Raw genomic sequence first — 15,674 nt, 5'->3', positions numbered from 1 at the left:
CGCGCAGCAGGCTGGATTTCGCGCCGGATTTGAAACTCGGCGCACAAAAACGATGGGTTCGTGCTGCCGGTAATAATTGCTGACAGACTGGTTTTGCTGTGAAGTAGTGGCTGGTGCTAGCATCACCTGAGGATCTGGCTGGCGGAGTCTGCTGATGTGGCATCAATATCTGCAAATAAGCTTATTTGGGTTGAGTCTGTTGCTGCTGTGTGCCCAAGTTGCGGTGAAACAGAAACATGCGGTACATCTGTGGTTTGCGCTGTTTTGTGGCTCAATTGCCATTCTGGCGTTACAGCGGCTGAAAGGCGCGGACTGGGGCGTCTGGCAATATCTGATAGGCCTTGGTGCTTGCCTGACCTGTAACGGTTATTGGCTGGTGGCGCGGGCGCTGTTCCGGCCGGCTGCTGCGGTTGACCGCCGGCACATGCTGGTGGCGGCCTTTGTAGCCCTGCTGGTGATTGGCCAGCAATTGTTGCAGCTGCTGCAAACGCAGTGGCAGGGCGCTGCAACTGTGTGGGGCCCGGTCAGTACCGCAACCGGTGAGCTGCTGACGTTATTGTCGTCGACGATGCTGATGCTGACGTTATGGGAAGGCTGCCGCGGTTTACGTCAGGCCCGCGGCGCAGAGCTGCGTCAGCGGCTGTTGTTTCTCGGCAGTTTTGCCGGTGCATTGTTTTTATGCCTGATAGTGGCAAAAATCTGGCCCGCAGCGGTGGCGGACTCTTTGCTGCGACAAAATCTGGCAGCAGTGTCGGCCATGTGGATGCTGGTTTTGACCCAAGGACTTATCTTGTGGCGCTTGCCGCGGCTGTCCAGTCAGACAGCTGAAGATACTGCGGCTGGACCGCCTGCGGCAGCGGTGTTATCGGCCAGCGAGCAACAGCTGTTGACGGCAATCACCACAGCCTTGCAGCAAGAACAGTTATTTTTGCAACCGAACCTGAAAGTCGCCGATCTGGCGCGGCGCTTTGCGTTGCCGGAATACCGCATCAGCCGCTTGCTCAGGCAGCAGTATCCGCAATGGAATTTTAATCAGCTGATCAATGATTTGCGGATTAAACATGCCAGCGGGCTGCTGGCTGATCCGCAAAAACAACACTGGCCAGTATTAGTGGTGGGGCTGGAAAGCGGTTTTGCCTCAGTTGGCCCCTTCAGCCGGGCTTTTAAAAGCGCAATGGGAACCACACCCCATGAATACCGGCAACAACGGCTTAATGCGCTGCTTTAGTCTGCGGCAATAGTGGTAACAAACAGGCTTTGTCGGCTGGAGATACGGTGACCGGCTGCTGCTGGCGGGCGGTGATAAACTGGTCGACCCGGGCGATAAAAGCCGCCGGGACCTGCGCGGAGAAGGCAATATACACATCACCCTCGACGACAGTCAGCGCCAGTTGCTGATAGTTTTTCTGCTGCTGCGCTGGCAAGGCCGCCAGATGCCGTTCGGCCGAGATCAATAAATCGGCGCGGCCTTTGTCCAGCATGTCAAAAGGCCGGGCTGTGCTGTGATTCACCGGTACCAGGCCTCTGCTGCAATTCGGATACTGCCGGAGCTGCTGCATTGGCTCGCCAAAATAGCCTTGCGCCGGTATCAGGATGCGCGCCTGTTGCATCACCGGGTCACACCAGGTTTTGATCTGGTCCCAGCGGTTATCTTGCAGCCGGCGGTAAAAATACACATTATTGCGGCCAATCGGCAGGCTGAAACGGAACGATCGGGACGTTGTTTTGGCGAGGCCGGTGATGACTTCAATCTCGCCTGCCTTTAGTTTTTCTTCGCGCACGGCAAGGTTGGGATTACCTTCAATAAATTGCAGCGGACAACCTAACTCGCGGAAAAATGCCTGCTGCCACTGGTCGATACAAGACGGTGCCGTGCTCTGGCGTTCGAACAGCTGGAAGGTACGCAGCTGCGGCGGGCATTCAGCAGCGGCAACCTGTAAGCTGAATAAAATCGAACTCTGGACCAGTCTTTTTACCATCGAAGTCACTCAAAGTCTGCGACCGGCCTGCGCCGGCCAATGTCAGTTAGGGGGTGCTGAACAGCGATAACGAATAGCCCACTAAAGCGCCATCGGCGATATCGCCATGGCCAGGCACCAGGATTTTAAGCTGCGGATAGGCGGCTTTTAAGCGTTTGAGACTATCCGGCCAGGCCTTCACGTCGGCATCGGCAATATTCCCCAGGCCAGGATAACGTGGTGCTTTGACAAAACAGCCGCCGTGTAACAACTGATATTGCGACAGGTACAGCACTATGTTGTCGCTGGTGTGGCCTGGTCCCGGGTAAAACCACTGCACCGGCCCATCCTGATAACTGGCACCAACGGCCAGATCGGTCACGGTCTGTAGCGGGCTGATGCCGGCTTTGGCTGCCAGTGCTGCGGTCTGTGCTGTGACCTGCAGCGGAATACCCCGTTCGGCCAGCGCGACGACGCCGCCGGTGCGGTCTTCATGCGCATGGGTGGCAATGGCTTTGACTACAGGGCGTTTAAGCACCACATCAATCCAGTGCAATAAATCCCGGGTCGGATAAAAACCCCAGGCAGTGTCGAGCAGCCAGATACCTTCTGGCGTGTCGAGCAGCAAACCGTTTGAGGTAAAGACAGCGCCATTGCTGAGGGTTTGTTCAGTGCGGTGCAACCAGAGCCCGGTAGCCAGTTGTTGTACCTGCAGCTGCGGCGACAATTGCTGCACCGGATAGCTGACTGCTGGTTGCGCCGCCCATGCCGGTATGCTGGCGGCCAATAATAAAGCGGCGACGGACAGAAACAATTTGCGCATCTGGAGTTCCCTGGTGGTGCCGGGTTGAGATCGGGTCTGCTGATTATGCAGATTTTAGCCAAGGTCTGTCACGGCTCCGGTGGTTTTTGTTCCTGTTTATGCCAAATTTATCAGATCTTTATATCGTGATGAGGGCGCCTGAAGCCTAAAATGTGCCTGTCCGCGCCAGGTATCACTGCAGGGGCAGGCCGGGTTGCCCCGGCCGTTATTGTTCGGAGCCATCAGGCAGAAAAACGGTCAATGCTCTGATGCAGCGATTTGGCTTGTTGCGAGACTTCTTCACTGATTTCGGCGTTGTAGCGGCTGGTGTCGAGTGTTTCCAGTGCCAGGTCGCGGATACGGACCACATTCTGATTCACTTCGGCTGCGACCAGGCTTTGTTCTTCAATGGCGGCGGCGATAGTGGTGGTCATATCTAAGACGTTGCCAATATCCTGCGTCATATTGCCGAGTAATTGCAGGGTTAATTCCGCCTGTTCGACACTGTGAGCGCCTTGATCGCGGCAGACACTGATTTGCTGCACTATGTCACCGGTGCGTTGCTGCAGACCCTGAATAATGCTTTCAATCTGTTTGGTCGATTGCTGGGTTTTCATCGCCAGCATCCGCACTTCATCGGCGACCACAGCAAAACCCCGGCCTTGTTCACCGGCACGGGCTGCTTCAATGGCGGCATTAAGCGCCAGTAAATTGGTTTGATCGGCGAGGCTGCGGATCACTTCCAGCACTGAACCAATGGTCTGGCTGTCCTGCGCCAGGCTATGCACAGTAGTAGTGGCCTGCTGCAGACCGGCGGATAACTGCCGGATGCCGCTGGCACTGTCCTGCACCTGTTGTTGACCGCGCAGCGCGTGCTGATTGGTGGCTTGGGCTTTGCTGGCCGCCATTTCGGTGTTGGCAGCAATTTCCTGAATAGTTGCACCCATCTCGGTGACGGCGGTGGCGACCAGATCGGTTTCTGACTGTTGTTGTGCCATGCCAAGCCGGGTTTGTTCGGTGGCAGAACTGAGGCCGGTGGCGGCTTGATCCAGCATGCTCAGGGCGCCATTGACCGATTGGATCAGTTGCTGCACCTCGGCGAGCATATCGTTGAAATCCTGGCCTAATAACGACATTTCATCGCGGCCCAGTACGGTCAGACGTAAGCGGAAATCGCGCTGCGAGCGCACTGCCGCAATGGTTTGCTGCACGGCCCGCACCGGTTGGATCACCGAGCGGCTTAACGCCACAATCAAAGTGCCGAGCACCAACAAGGTCAGCATAAACACTGCAATGGCGAAATTGCGGCTGTCGCTGAGTTCATCAGCAATGGCCGCACTGGTGTGGTCGGTCAGTTGCTGCAGGTCGGTTTCGGTGCTTTGGATTTGTTTACGCAGCTGGCCTTGCAGGCCGTCAGTCGGGGTCAGACCGGCGTCTACTTCCGCATCAGTCAGGGCCAGAAAACTTTGCTGATAACTGGCCAGCGTCTGTTGCTGCGCGCTGTTCAGCAGCGGCTGCAGGGCTGTGGCGATCTTCTCAAAATGAGTGCGGTATTTCAGATCGCGATTTAAGCGGAAGTCTTTTTCATAACGGCGAAGTTGCAACAACAAGATAGTTTGCTGTGGGTTTTGGCTGTCCGCCAGACTATTTTCAATCTGATGGGCGGCTGCACGCATAGTACCGGTCAGGCCGTCTTTGTCATGCAGGCCAATGTCGCGGCGTTTTTGTACCAGCGCAGCAAAGCTTTGCTGATAGGCGCCGGCTTGTTGTTCGAAGGTATCGAGCGCAGCGCTCTGCAGCTGATATTCTTTCAGAATCGCGCGTAGCGCCGCACTGTGTTCGCTGATACGCTGAAAACTATCCTGATGCAGCTGCTGATGTTTTAAGTCCAGCCGCAGTAAAAAATCTTTTTCATGACGGCGCAGCATCAACACATCGGTTTTCAACATTTCGACCAGTTTGTCGGCGTGTTCCAGCTGTTTCAGGTCGTGGTTTTGCTGCAGCATCGTCAGCAACAACAGCGTCATCGCCACAGCCATCGCCAGGCCCATCCCCATCAGCCGCTGAGCGATGGTAAATTGTCGTAAAAATTGCCACATCAGAATTGCGCCCGCTTTGTCATACATTGGAAATAATATTGTAATGAAAAAGCAGTTCTAAATCAGAAACAGCTGATTATATTCAAGGTGTTAGCTTAATTTGTGTGCAGCAGGCCCTGCCTGTGGCAGGGCATTTTACCGCTTACAGACCCAAACCATGCCGGTACAGCCTGGCGGCAATTTGTAACATGGCTTGCTGCCAGGCCTGTGATTTAGCCTCGTCCGGCGCCACCCAGTATTGACCATCACCGTTCAGTAACAGGACAAAGCCGGTTTCGGTCGCTTTGTTGTAATACATCATGCTGCTGGCGCCGACAAACAAACCATTGTGACCGACATAATCACCGCTGCGCTGCCAAAACCAGCCGGGAAAATCATGGCCCGGTGTAAAAGGCTGGTCCCAACCGAGTAGCTGTTGGCGACGGGGCTGGCTCAGTCCCGGCAAAGACAGTGCAGGGGTGTCACTGGCAATGGCGGCCAGATAAGTGCCAAGGTCCCGTGCCGAGCTGTGCAGCATACCGTCGTAATAATCAGACGAGGCATAACGCGGCAGCGGCATCAGCCCGCCATCAGGCGTCGGCAGATATAAAGTCGCGGCGTTGCGAAAATCTTTAGTCGGCCAGAAAGTGTTTTGCAGCTGCAGCGGTGTCAGAATTTCACGACCTGACCAGTCTGCAAAAGGTTCTGCGGTGTGTTGTTCCAGCGCCAGGCTGGCCAGTTCAGCGCCGACGTTACTGTAGTTTTCAACACCGGCGGCACCGAAGTTGGCGCTTTGGTACCAGCGGCCACCCGGTTGCAGATAACCGGCTAAAAAGTGCAGATGCGACGGTTCCGGTGTGCCGCATTGGTCAGTGCCGCGCAATTGGTCGAGCAATGAAGAGCCGTCTGCTGTGCTGTAGATGGCGCAAAACAAAGTGCTGTCCTGATCGACAATGCCGGATCGATGCTGTGCCAGCTGCAGCCAGCTTGGATTGAAGTTCTGTCCATCCGGTCTTTGCGGCAAAAACGGTAATGCAGGCAATGGGTTGTCAACGGCAATATTCAGTTTAGCGATGGCAGTGCCAAGCAAAGTTTTACTGATTGATGCGACCAGCGTCGGGGTATCCGCGGTCATCACGGTGTTGCTGGCGACATCGGCCAGGCCTTCGGCAAAAGTCGCCATGACTTTGCCCTGGCGCACCACAGCTGCGGAGATGCCGGGCTGGTTAAATTGCTGGCGGAACCGGCGCATGCTGTTTTGCACTTCGGCGGCTGAAGCTGTCTGCGCGGCCGGTGCCTGCAGCAATTGCAATGCGCGGTCCAGCGCAGTGTCGCTTTGCAGCGCCGCATCCAGGCTCAGGTATGGATACACCGGCACGTCGGGTAATACGCCCTGCACTTCCTGTAATTGGCCCGCCGGGTCCTGATAGCGCTCGTTGCTGAGTGTCAGGGTCCAGCCATTGGGTAGCTGGTGCAGCAAGGCATCAGACAAAGAGCCGTGCGTCGGTTCGCCGATAATAGTGGCCTGTGGCAGACTTTTGAGTGCCAAAGTCATCACTTCGCCGGCGCTGATGGTGGAGCCACCGGCCAGTACCTGCAGCGGCTTCAGGTAAGGCGTATTCGCAGCCGCCAGTTTAATGAGCTGCTGGCTGCCAGTGCGCAGGCCTTTGCTGCCGATGACCCGGGCCTCTGCATTAAACTGACTGACAATCTGCAATGCCACTGCATCAAAGCCGCCCTGATTAAAGCGCAGGTCGATGACCAGACCTTTGGTTTGTGCCAGCCAGGGCTGCAGTTCGAGCATTGCCGCTGTTGCTGTTTCAACATCGTTTTTGACAAATTGCAGCCAGACGCTTGGGGTTAAAGAGGTCGGATCAGCCTGGTTCAGCCCGGACAGCTGGTTAATCCGCAGATAACCGATACCGCCCGGTAACAAACCATATTGCAGTGCCGCCGTTGCTTTGGTCGCTTGTAAACCCGGCGCCAGCAACAGGGCATCGGTCTGTTGCTGCAACAGTTGCTGGTATAGTTCCAGCTGGCTGAATAAGGCCTCGCTGTCGCCGGCAGCACCATCGGCCTCAATCTGCGCGAACAAACCTCTTCGGGCATAACCCTGTAGCGCCGGGCCTTCGGTGCTACCCAATACCACATGCGCATCGCCGAAACGGGCAATAATTTCCTGATAATACTGTTGTTGCTGCTCCAAACTGGCATTGGCAAATTTCGGCTGATAGTCGCGGTACAGCTGTTCCCAGTTGAGCTGGCGCTCTGCCGTAAAGGCGTAATACTGCTGAATGTCCTGCCAGAAAAATTCGAAGTTTTTTGCGCTGTCTTGTTCGCCATTCATTGGCTGCAGGCAACTGGCCGGTAATTGTGACAAGCGCTGAAACTGACCAAATAAACCGGCGTCCTGCGCCAGACTGAGTGTGTTGCCATCAGCCGTTAATTGCAGCTGGGGCCTGATCGTCTGAACTTCTGCGGCCGGGTGGTCGGCCTGACGCACGCAACCAAATTTATTCAGATTAAAGATTTGCAGCCGGTTCTGCTCAATCTGCCAGACAGTGCCATAACCGGTTTTTTGCCAGATACCGTGCACAGTGGTTTGGTTGGGTTTGCTGGTGTTGTTCGCGTCATCATGGCAGCCACTCAGGGCCAGCAATAAACCGCTTAAGAGAGTCCATGGATACAGTTGCCGTCTTTTCATCAGAAATCCTCCGGTTAAGATGGCAGCAGTGTAAATAAAATGTTTATGCTGGGTTGTCGTGGTTTTGCTGCAGAACTGTCAGTCTTTGTCAGGATGTTGGTTAAAGCTGAAAGAGGTCTGATCAGTGAAAAATAAACCGGCCGGTTGTCGAATCCCCCTGCTGGCAACCGACCAGCTGCGTTACTTAACTCAAAAGCCAAGGAGCTGAACGATGTTACATGCCAATCCCACACTGTCACAATTACACAATCAGATTGATCAATGGCAGCAAGCCATCAAACGCGGCGATATGCACGGCATCCGCAGCAACTACGCCGACGATATCCGGGCTTTTGATGCGGTGAAACAACTGCAGTTTTTAAAGGCCGACTACTTCACACATTGGCAGCAATGTCTGGAATTTTGCCAAAGTCATGTCGCGTTTGAGCTGCGTGATATCCAAATCCGCCACAGCGGTGATCTGGCGCTGCTTAGTGCCATGTTGTATTGCGCCGGCACCAACGACAAAGGCGAAGTGCAGGGCTGCTGGATGCGCTTAACCCAAGGTTGGCAGCAACAACAGGGCCAATGGCGGATTTTTCATGACCATTTTTCGGTGCCTTTTGATATGGTAAGTGGCGCCGCTTTGTTTAATTTGCAGCCTGATGGGGCGTGAGGAACATACCGATGAAATATCTATGTCTGGTCTATAGCGACGAAAAGCTGCTGCATTCGTTGCCGGAAAGCCCAAAGGACCCGGAGTGTTTTGCCTACGCCGCAGCGGTGCAGCAAAGCGGCCGTATGCTGGCAGCTGAGGCTCTGCAGCCGGTATCCAGCGCCACCACAGTGCGGGTGCGCGCCGGTAAAACGCTGTTAACTGACGGTCCTTTTGCCGAAACCAAAGAACAGCTGGCCGGCTTTTATTTGGTCGAAGCGCGAGATTTAAACGAAGCCATCACGCTGGCGGCCGGTATTCCTGCGGCGCGCGTCGGTTCGGTGGAAGTGCGGCCGGTCCGTGAGCTGGATGTCTGAGCCGGATGTCTGAACTGAATGTCTGAAGCCGTCACGCCGGCCGCGATAGCGGCGTTATATCAGCAGCACTCGCGCCGCGTGCTGGCAACGCTCATCCGCTTACTCGGCGACTTCACGTTGGCGGAAGAAGGCCTGCAGGACGCTTTTACCGCCGCGCTGCAGCAATGGCCGGCGCAAGGCCTGCCGGACAATCCGCTGAGCTGGCTGGTGTCGGCCGGCCGCTTTAAGGTCATCGACAAACTGCGCAGCCAGCAGCGGCAACGTGCCACGGCTGACGCCTGGTTGCTGGAGCAGGGTGACGACGCAGGCCTGGTGACTGAATCTGAATCGCCGGACGACATGACGATATTGCAGGATGACGAACTACGGCTGATTTTTATCTGTTGCCACCCGGCACTCTCGCCCGAAGCGCGTCTGGCGCTGACACTGCGTGAAGTCTGTGGCCTCACTACCGAACAAATCGCCCGGGCTTTTTTGCAAAGCCCGGTCACTATTGCCCAGCGTATCGTCCGTGCCAAACAAAAAATCCGCGACGCTGCTATTCCGTATGAAGTGCCGCAAGCAGACCAATTGCCGGAGCGGCTCGATACGGTTTTGAAAGTGATTTATCTGCTGTTTAACGAAGGCTACAGCCAAAGCAGCGGTGACAAACTGCTGTGTACTGAGTTATCGGCGCAGGCCATCCGGCTGGCCCGGTTGCTCCAGCAGTTAATGCCGGCTGACGGCGAGATCAAAGCGCTGCTGGCACTGTTGCTGTTGCAGGAAAGCCGGCGCGCGGCACGGCTGGATGTGGCCGGTGACCTGATTACACTGGCTGAGCAGGACCGGACTTTATGGGATGCAGCGCTGATTATCGAAGGTGTCCGGCTCACCGAGCAGGCGTTGTCCGGGCCGCGTTTTGGCCCTTATGCATTGCAGGCTGCGATTGCGGCGCTGCATGCTGAAAGCGCTGCGGCGGCCGACACTGACTGGCCGCAAATCGTCGCGCTGTATGATGTGTTATTGCGGCTGGAACCGGGCCCGGTGGTGGCATTAAACCGCGCTGTGGCCATTGGCCAACGGGACGACGCTGCCGCCGCATTGCCGCTGTTGCAGGCGTTGGAACAACAAGGCGAACTTGCCAGTTACCATCTGCTCGATGCCGCGCTGGCCGACTGCTACCGGCAGCTACAGCAGAGTACACTGGCCCGGCAGTATTATCAGCAGGCGCTTGGCAAAACCAGCCAGGCGGCAGAACAACGTTTCTTACAAAAAATGTTGAAAATGTGTCAATAAGGTAAATCCACCACTTCATCATCCGGGGGCAGCCTGTTACTCTAAGGCCGGAATTAAATAGGGCGTTATCCTGATGAAGTTAAAGCAGTTATTACCGCTGTTGTTTAGTTCTGTTTATCTTCTTTCTGTCAGCGTCGCGCAGGCAGCTACGGCAGCCGCCAGTACTCCGGCCGCTGATTTTCAGCCGCAATTGCGTGAACAGCTGGACCAGTTTATCCGCCAGCAGCTGCGCTAAATCGCAGCTGATTATTTTCCATAAAAATCAAAAAAACAGGGGTTGTGATGCGTAAAGTGGTTTGTTTTCATCTCGCTGTGGTGGCCGGCACTTTGCTGAGCTTAAGTGCCTGCAGTCAGACGCCGGTTGCAGCGCAAGCGGCACCAGCAACAGCAGCGCCTGCTGCGGCTTCTACCGCATTTGCCATCCAGCCTGGAGCTGTGTTGCCTTGGCAGACGCTGCGCAGTATCGACGGCAACGACATCAGCCTGACGCCGGGCAAACGCCAGCTGCTGGTGTTTTTTGCCACCTGGTGCGGCGATTCCAAACGCGCCATGACGCAATTAATGGCTTCTGATCTGGTGCGGCAACAAGACCTGCAAATCATCGGGATTGGCCGCGAGGAACAAATCCCGTCGCTGCAGAAGTTTCGCAGCGACTATCGGCTGAATTTCGCTTTAGTGGCCGACCCGGACCGGGCGCTATATCACAAAGTCGCCAGCAAAGGCATTCCGCAGCTGGTGACGGTCGGTGCTGATGGTTCGATCCGGCAGGTGCTGCTGGGTGAAGTGCCGGATGCGGTCGCGCAGCTTCGCTGGTAATACTGCGGCGTTGGTTATGAGGCGGCTATTGATTCACCGCGGATTCAGGCCCGGCTGCAGACACTGGGCCTGAAGTTTGTCCGTTATCCAACCCGGAGGGAGCCATGTCCAGTTTATCAACATCATTATTTATTTCGTCCGCCGGCCTGCTGTTGCTGGCGTTAACCGCCTGCTCACCAGCGCCGCAACAGGAAACCACAGCGGCTACGACAGAAACTGCGACTGCAGCTGAACCGGTCAGCACAAGCGAAACGCCCGACACCGCTGCAGCCAACCAACTGACCTTACATGCCCGGCTTTATGTCAAAGACCAGACCACGACTGCCGCCATCGGCAGCAGTAATCAACTGCAGGCGGCGTTTTATCTGCAAACGCCGGTACAAGTCGAAGGCAGTGGGCTCAGTGCCCGTTTCACTGACGTCTATGATCAGGATTTAGTGCGTGGCCAACTGCTGGCCAGTGGCGATACCGCTTTTAAATCGGACCCGGCACTGACCGAACACTATCAGATGCAGGCTAGTTGGCCGACACCTGTGCCGGTCACCCAAGGTCGGTTTCGCATCTGGGCTCCGGAGCCTTCTTCGGTTGGCGAAGGTTACAGCGTCAAGGTCGAATTAGAAGTACCGGTCAGCGGTGACAAAAAAGCCCAAATCAGCAGTGCAGGCGCCTTGTTAGACACCGAAATTACCCACGCCCGCCCGATGGCTTGTGGCACCGAGGCCGGTCAGGAGATTTGTAAACTCAGTTACACCGTCGATGCGGTGCCGACTGTGGCGCAGGATGAAGCCGGCAAATTGCTGCTCGACAGCGCCAAAACGCTGTATGCCAGCCAGGGCAAAATTAACAGTGATGGCGGTTTAATCATGTATAGCAGTCTGGTGCCGGTGTACGGCGCAGTCACCAGTCTGGAAGATGGTCATCTGGTGATCCGCTCCAGCCAGCAATACAGTCTGAAGTTTAAAGAAGCCGACATGGCACAGCAGCTCGAGCTGGTGGTCTGGACCACAGCGCCGGGCGATCACTGGCAACCGGCTAATCTGCCGCCGCTGACATTCTGATCAGCGTCATTATCCAGTCCGTCATTATTCAGTCCGCCAACATCCAGTCCGCCGCTGCGCGGGCGTGGATGGCGGTGGTGTCAAACAGCGGCACTGCCGCATCGTCCGGCTGCACCAGCAAACCAATCTCAGTACAGCCCAGAATCACGCCTTCTGCGCCTTGCGCCACTAAACCGGCGATGATCTGCTGATAGGCAAGACGAGATTCCGGGTTGATTTGCCCGAGGCAAAGTTCGTCGTAAATCACCTGATGCACCAGGTCGCGTCCGGGCTGATCGGGGATGATGACTTCAATCCCTTGCGCCAACAGCCGGGCTTTGTAGAAATCCTGCTCCATGGTAAAGCGGGTGCCTAACAGGCCAATACGATTCAGGCCCCGGGCCTTAATCTGCTGCGCTGTGGCATCGGCGATATGCAACAGCGGCAGCGGTGTGGCGTCGTTGATAGCTGCCGCTACTTTGTGCATGGTATTGGTACAAAGCACTAAGCCGTCAGCGCCGGCGCGCTGTAAGGCCTGCGCCGCTTCTGCCAATAATTGGCCAGCCTGTTGCCAGTCGCCACTGCGTTGCAGCGCCTCAATTTGTTGAAAATCCACGCTGTACAGGATGATTTTCGCGCTGTGTAAGCCGCCTAAACGCTGGTTGATTTGTTGATTAATCTGCCGGTAATACGGCACTGTGGATTCCCAGCTCATGCCGCCAATCAGTCCAAGCGTTTTCATCGGTTTGCCTTTGTTAAATTGCAGTGGCTGTATTGGTATCACAGCCGCTGTGGCTTGTCACAGGCCGGTTTGTAACAAGGGGTGCCTACGCCGCATCCAGCATCTGCTTTAGGATATACTGCGGTTTTTTCTATAGAAGGCGACTGGCGATGGCCCTGACCGAACTTATTATTGAAGACCTGATCCCAGGCAGCGGCAACACCATTAAAAAAGGTGGGGCGCTGATTAAAGCGCATTATCGCGGATATCTGGCGGACGGCACTGAGTTTGATTCTTCCTACCGCCACGGCGCACCTTTTGACACAGTCCTGAGTAAAAACCGTGTGATCCAGGGCTGGGTGCAGGGCCTGATTGGCATGCAGGTTGGCGGTACCCGCAAGTTGCAGGTGCCGGCCGCTTTGGCTTATGGTGAACGTCAAATTGGCAGCATGATCCCGCCCAATTCAGACCTGTTTTTTGTCATTGAGCTGTTGGAAGCGCTCAATCGGGACGACTAGCGGTGCCTATCCCCACAAACTGTGGCCGCTCACAAACTGAGAAACAACAATGACTGATTTAACCCAAGGCTCTGTCCGCCGCCATCTGGTGAACATGGCGACGCCGATGATGATTGGCATGCTGGTGCAGGGCCTGTATTTATTTGTTGATATGTATTTTGTTGCCAGTATTGGCCCGGCTGCAGTGGCTGCGGTCGGTGCCGGTTCTGCGCTGATGTTTCTGGTGCTGGCGCTGACGCAGATGCTGAGTGTCGGTACTGTCAGTCTGATCGCGCGCGCTACCGGCGCGGCGGACCATATTTATGCCAATCAGGTGTTTCGCCAGTCGATGTTACTGGCGGGTTTTCTCACCGCGTTGACGCTGCTCGCCGGGTTTTTATTGCAGGATTTTTATCTGCAAACCGTCAGTACCGATGCTGCTGTACGCGAGGCCGGTGCTGAGTTTTTGCAGTGGTATCTGCCCGGTCTTGCGCTGGCTTTTGTGTCCACTGCTATAGGCTCGGCGCTGCGCGCAGTGGGTGTGGTGAAACCGGCGATGGCCGTGCAGCTACTGACAGTGTTGCTGAATTTAATGCTGGCACCGGTGCTGATCTCGGGCTGGGGCACTGGCCTGGCGCTTGGGGTGGCCGGCGCAGGCCTCGCCAGCACATTGGCATCTGCGGTCGGTGTGCTGCTGCTTTGGGTCTATTTCCGTCGTTGTCAGCATCAGGTGCTGGACACCAGCGCCGGCTGGTCCTTGCAGTTGCCGGTGTGGCGGCGCTTGCTGGCGATTGGTCTGCCAGCCGGCGGCGAATATGCGCTGATGTTTTTGTTTACCGCTTTTGTTTATTGGGTGATTCGTGATTTAGGCACTGAAGTGCAGGCGGCTTTTGGTATCGGCATGCGCATTATTCAGGCTGTGTCGTTGCCGGTGGTGGCACTGTCGTTTGCTATTCCGGCCATTGCCGGGCAAAACCTCGGCGCCGGCTTACATGACAGGGTGCATCAGACACTGCGCGCCGCGCTGCAACTCAGTTTTGGCCTGATGTTACTGATTTTCCTGTTCAGCCAGTTTGAAGCCGAAATGCTGATGCGCTGGTTCACAGCCGACGCCGCTGTGGTACTGGCCGGAGTGGTGTTTATCAAAATTATCTCATGGAATTATCTGACATCGGCCGTGGTGCTGACCTGCTCGGGCATGTTTCAGGCGCTGGGTAATACCTGGCCGTCGTTGCTGAGTTCTGCCGTGCGGCTGACTTTGTTTGTAGTGCCTGTGCTGTGGCTCAGTCAACAGCCGGCTTTTACCCCGACCCAGGTCTGGTGGTGTTCTGCACTGAGTGTGCTGGTGCAGGGGCTGCTCAGTTTCAGCCTGCTGCAGTGGCAACTGAAAAAAATGCCGACGCCAGCGCTGATGCAGCAGTAAGGAACAGGAAACAGTCTGATTGCCGGGCCGCACTCGTGTTGTGTGGCGGGTTTCATTACACTGCAATCAGGTTTTTACTGCTGCCTGGTGGCGATAAACAATGTCAGAACAATGGCTTAGCTTTACAGTGGTGGCACTGTTGACGACATTAACACCAGGCCCTGCGGTGTTATTTACCCTACAAAATGCGCTGAGTGCCGGCAGCAAACCGGCTTTGGCTGGCGCGCTCGGCAACGCCACGGGCCTTGCCCTGGTATCGCTGCTGGCTTTTGCCGGAGTCAGTCTGTTGCTAATGCAATCGGCACTGGCCTTCAGTGTGTTAAAAATTTGTGGCGCGGCTTATCTGATGTATCTGGCCTGGGGGCAATGGCAACAGAACGGCGGGTCTTTCCCCCTGAACACGGCGGTGGTGACTAGCCGTGGCTGGTTTCAGCGGGGGGTTGGCGTCGCACTGACCAATCCCAAAGCCTGGTTGTTTATCAGCGCTTTATTCCCGCAATTTATCAGCCTGCAGCAGCCGGCGGCGCCTCAGTTTGCCGGCCTGACGCTGATCTTTGTTTGCTGTTCTGTGCTCGCCCATACCTTCTGGCTCAGCCTGGCCCGCTTTGGCATGGGCTCCAATCCGAACCCGGCGGTGCGCCGCTGGTTAGGTCGGGGACAGGCATTGTTGCTGGCGCTGATTGGCATCAGTCTATGGTGGACGCCATTCCCTTCCTAAATAGTTAGCCTTAGCCTCCGTGCCGCAATATGGCTGGTATAGGGGGCTTTTTTCCAGCCACCCTAGCTTGCCGGCAGTCGCCAACTCCGTTACCTTTTGCGGTCAGTATGTTTACCGGACCAGCAGGGAGTGATATGTATCAGGGCAGTTGTTTATGTGGTGCGGTGCGCATTGAAATCCATGGTGGTATCAGTGCAATCATTCATTGCCATTGTTCGTTGTGCCGGAAAAGCAGCGGTACTGCATATGCGACCAATGGTTTTGTGGCGCTCAGCGATTTTGTCATCTGCAGTGGCCAGGACACGCTGAGCTTTTTTGAGACAGCGCCGGGCAAAAAGAAGCATTTTTGCCGCATTTGCGCGTCGCCGGTGTATAGCAGTAATACACAAGTACCGGACAAAATCCGCCTGCGGTTGGGGATTTTAGATTCCGAGATCAGCGAACGGCCACTGTCACATAACTTTGTCTCGTCCCGCGCCTGCTGGGATGATTTGGATGCGCAGTTACCGCGGTATGACGGCTATGAGCCAGAGCGGGCTTTGCGCAGCTAAAGTCTTTTGTCACGCTGGCGAAGCACAGCAACAAACCCCGCTGCGTTTGTCCACAGCGGGGCTGACTCAGGACGGAGCGCCGG

At 55.8% G+C, this 15,674-nt stretch carries 16 protein-coding genes; 11 read left to right on the top strand and 5 right to left on the bottom strand.

Annotated features, from left to right (window positions below; all coding sequences use genetic code 11):
• The first annotated feature begins 154 nt into the window (after nt 1-154).
• Complete coding sequence (locus ABNT34_RS09850; protein WP_348731123.1) at nt 155-1,228, top strand: helix-turn-helix transcriptional regulator; 1,074 nt, start codon at nt 155-157, stop codon at nt 1,226-1,228.
• Here the strand turns inward: ABNT34_RS09850 and ABNT34_RS09845 are convergent.
• The 4 genes from ABNT34_RS09845 to ABNT34_RS09830 all read right to left on the bottom strand — a co-directional run bounded on the left by ABNT34_RS09845 (nt 1,212) and on the right by ABNT34_RS09830 (nt 7,542).
• Nucleotides 1,212-1,979: a transporter substrate-binding domain-containing protein gene (locus ABNT34_RS09845; RefSeq protein WP_348731121.1), complete on the bottom strand. Its 768-nt coding sequence runs from the start codon at nt 1,977-1,979 to the stop codon at nt 1,212-1,214. The genes ABNT34_RS09850 and ABNT34_RS09845 overlap by 17 nt on opposite strands.
• 46 nt (nt 1,980-2,025) lie before the next feature.
• Nucleotides 2,026-2,781, bottom strand: coding sequence for a subclass B1 metallo-beta-lactamase (gene bla / locus ABNT34_RS09840; protein ID WP_348731119.1), 756 nt, complete (start codon nt 2,779-2,781; stop codon nt 2,026-2,028).
• Nucleotides 2,782-3,002: 221 nt separating this feature from the next.
• A complete protein-coding gene (locus ABNT34_RS09835) occupies nt 3,003-4,859 on the bottom strand; it encodes a methyl-accepting chemotaxis protein (RefSeq protein ID WP_348731117.1) in 1,857 nt (618 codons plus the stop codon).
• A gap of 142 nt (nt 4,860-5,001) precedes the next feature.
• Nucleotides 5,002-7,542, bottom strand: coding sequence for a serine hydrolase (locus ABNT34_RS09830; RefSeq protein WP_348731115.1), 2,541 nt, complete (start codon nt 7,540-7,542; stop codon nt 5,002-5,004).
• A gap of 211 nt (nt 7,543-7,753) precedes the next feature.
• Between ABNT34_RS09830 and ABNT34_RS09825 the strand changes: the two genes are divergently transcribed.
• The 6 genes from ABNT34_RS09825 to ABNT34_RS09800 all read left to right on the top strand — a co-directional run bounded on the left by ABNT34_RS09825 (nt 7,754) and on the right by ABNT34_RS09800 (nt 11,702).
• Nucleotides 7,754-8,197, top strand: a complete 444-nt coding sequence (locus ABNT34_RS09825) for a nuclear transport factor 2 family protein (protein ID WP_348731113.1) — start codon at nt 7,754-7,756, stop codon at nt 8,195-8,197.
• Nucleotides 8,198-8,208: 11 nt separating this feature from the next.
• Nucleotides 8,209-8,553, top strand: a complete 345-nt coding sequence (locus ABNT34_RS09820) for a YciI family protein (protein WP_348731111.1) — start codon at nt 8,209-8,211, stop codon at nt 8,551-8,553.
• An 18-nt stretch (nt 8,554-8,571) separates the two neighbouring features.
• Nucleotides 8,572-9,828, top strand: coding sequence for an RNA polymerase sigma factor (locus ABNT34_RS09815; protein ID WP_348731109.1), 1,257 nt, complete (start codon nt 8,572-8,574; stop codon nt 9,826-9,828).
• A gap of 73 nt (nt 9,829-9,901) precedes the next feature.
• Nucleotides 9,902-10,063, top strand: coding sequence for a hypothetical protein (locus ABNT34_RS09810; RefSeq protein ID WP_348731107.1), 162 nt, complete (start codon nt 9,902-9,904; stop codon nt 10,061-10,063).
• Nucleotides 10,064-10,110: 47 nt separating this feature from the next.
• On the top strand, nt 10,111-10,644 hold the full coding sequence (locus ABNT34_RS09805; protein WP_348731105.1) for a TlpA disulfide reductase family protein: 534 nt from the start codon (nt 10,111-10,113) through the stop codon (nt 10,642-10,644).
• Nucleotides 10,645-10,748: 104 nt separating this feature from the next.
• The gene (locus tag ABNT34_RS09800; protein WP_348731103.1) at nt 10,749-11,702 is read left to right on the top strand and encodes a hypothetical protein; all 954 of its coding nucleotides are present in this window, start codon (nt 10,749-10,751) and stop codon (nt 11,700-11,702) included.
• Nucleotides 11,703-11,730: 28 nt separating this feature from the next.
• On the opposite strand, the gene ABNT34_RS09795 is transcribed toward ABNT34_RS09800, so the two are convergent.
• Nucleotides 11,731-12,423, bottom strand: coding sequence for an aspartate/glutamate racemase family protein (locus tag ABNT34_RS09795; RefSeq protein ID WP_348731102.1), 693 nt, complete (start codon nt 12,421-12,423; stop codon nt 11,731-11,733).
• Between the two features lie 149 nt (nt 12,424-12,572).
• On the opposite strand from ABNT34_RS09795, the gene ABNT34_RS09790 reads away from it, so the two are divergent.
• The 4 genes from ABNT34_RS09790 (at nt 12,573) to ABNT34_RS09775 (ending at nt 15,591) form a co-directional block, all read left to right on the top strand.
• Nucleotides 12,573-12,920, top strand: coding sequence for an FKBP-type peptidyl-prolyl cis-trans isomerase (locus ABNT34_RS09790; RefSeq protein WP_348731100.1), 348 nt, complete (start codon nt 12,573-12,575; stop codon nt 12,918-12,920).
• Between the two features lie 49 nt (nt 12,921-12,969).
• Nucleotides 12,970-14,322, top strand: a complete 1,353-nt coding sequence (locus ABNT34_RS09785) for an MATE family efflux transporter (protein WP_348731098.1) — start codon at nt 12,970-12,972, stop codon at nt 14,320-14,322.
• A 100-nt stretch (nt 14,323-14,422) separates the two neighbouring features.
• The gene (locus ABNT34_RS09780) at nt 14,423-15,040 is read left to right on the top strand and encodes a LysE family translocator (protein ID WP_348731097.1); all 618 of its coding nucleotides are present in this window, start codon (nt 14,423-14,425) and stop codon (nt 15,038-15,040) included.
• 134 nt (nt 15,041-15,174) lie between these two features.
• Nucleotides 15,175-15,591 (top strand): GFA family protein, encoded by a 417-nt coding sequence (locus ABNT34_RS09775; protein WP_348731095.1) that lies wholly within the window; start codon nt 15,175-15,177, stop codon nt 15,589-15,591.
• Nucleotides 15,592-15,674 lie beyond the last annotated feature (83 nt).

Source organism: Rheinheimera texasensis (assembly GCF_964031785.1).
GTDB classification, from domain to species: Bacteria; Pseudomonadota; Gammaproteobacteria; order Enterobacterales; family Alteromonadaceae; genus Pararheinheimera; species Pararheinheimera texasensis_A.
The sequence above is the reverse complement of the archived record's forward strand: the minus strand, read 5'-3'. Positions and strand labels throughout refer to the sequence as shown.

Coding starts and splice junctions, on each gene's coding strand:
- ABNT34_RS09850 (WP_348731123.1), top strand. CDS start 155: ATGTGGCATCAATATCTGCAAATAAGCTTATTTGGGTTGAGTCTGTTG.
- ABNT34_RS09845 (WP_348731121.1), bottom strand. CDS start 1,979: ATGGTAAAAAGACTGGTCCAGAGTTCGATTTTATTCAGCTTACAGGTT.
- bla (WP_348731119.1), bottom strand. CDS start 2,781: ATGCGCAAATTGTTTCTGTCCGTCGCCGCTTTATTATTGGCCGCCAGC.
- ABNT34_RS09835 (WP_348731117.1), bottom strand. CDS start 4,859: ATGTGGCAATTTTTACGACAATTTACCATCGCTCAGCGGCTGATGGGG.
- ABNT34_RS09830 (WP_348731115.1), bottom strand. CDS start 7,542: ATGAAAAGACGGCAACTGTATCCATGGACTCTCTTAAGCGGTTTATTG.
- ABNT34_RS09825 (WP_348731113.1), top strand. CDS start 7,754: ATGTTACATGCCAATCCCACACTGTCACAATTACACAATCAGATTGAT.
- ABNT34_RS09820 (WP_348731111.1), top strand. CDS start 8,209: ATGAAATATCTATGTCTGGTCTATAGCGACGAAAAGCTGCTGCATTCG.
- ABNT34_RS09815 (WP_348731109.1), top strand. CDS start 8,572: ATGTCTGAAGCCGTCACGCCGGCCGCGATAGCGGCGTTATATCAGCAG.
- ABNT34_RS09810 (WP_348731107.1), top strand. CDS start 9,902: ATGAAGTTAAAGCAGTTATTACCGCTGTTGTTTAGTTCTGTTTATCTT.
- ABNT34_RS09805 (WP_348731105.1), top strand. CDS start 10,111: ATGCGTAAAGTGGTTTGTTTTCATCTCGCTGTGGTGGCCGGCACTTTG.
- ABNT34_RS09800 (WP_348731103.1), top strand. CDS start 10,749: ATGTCCAGTTTATCAACATCATTATTTATTTCGTCCGCCGGCCTGCTG.
- ABNT34_RS09795 (WP_348731102.1), bottom strand. CDS start 12,423: ATGAAAACGCTTGGACTGATTGGCGGCATGAGCTGGGAATCCACAGTG.
- ABNT34_RS09790 (WP_348731100.1), top strand. CDS start 12,573: ATGGCCCTGACCGAACTTATTATTGAAGACCTGATCCCAGGCAGCGGC.
- ABNT34_RS09785 (WP_348731098.1), top strand. CDS start 12,970: ATGACTGATTTAACCCAAGGCTCTGTCCGCCGCCATCTGGTGAACATG.
- ABNT34_RS09780 (WP_348731097.1), top strand. CDS start 14,423: ATGTCAGAACAATGGCTTAGCTTTACAGTGGTGGCACTGTTGACGACA.
- ABNT34_RS09775 (WP_348731095.1), top strand. CDS start 15,175: ATGTATCAGGGCAGTTGTTTATGTGGTGCGGTGCGCATTGAAATCCAT.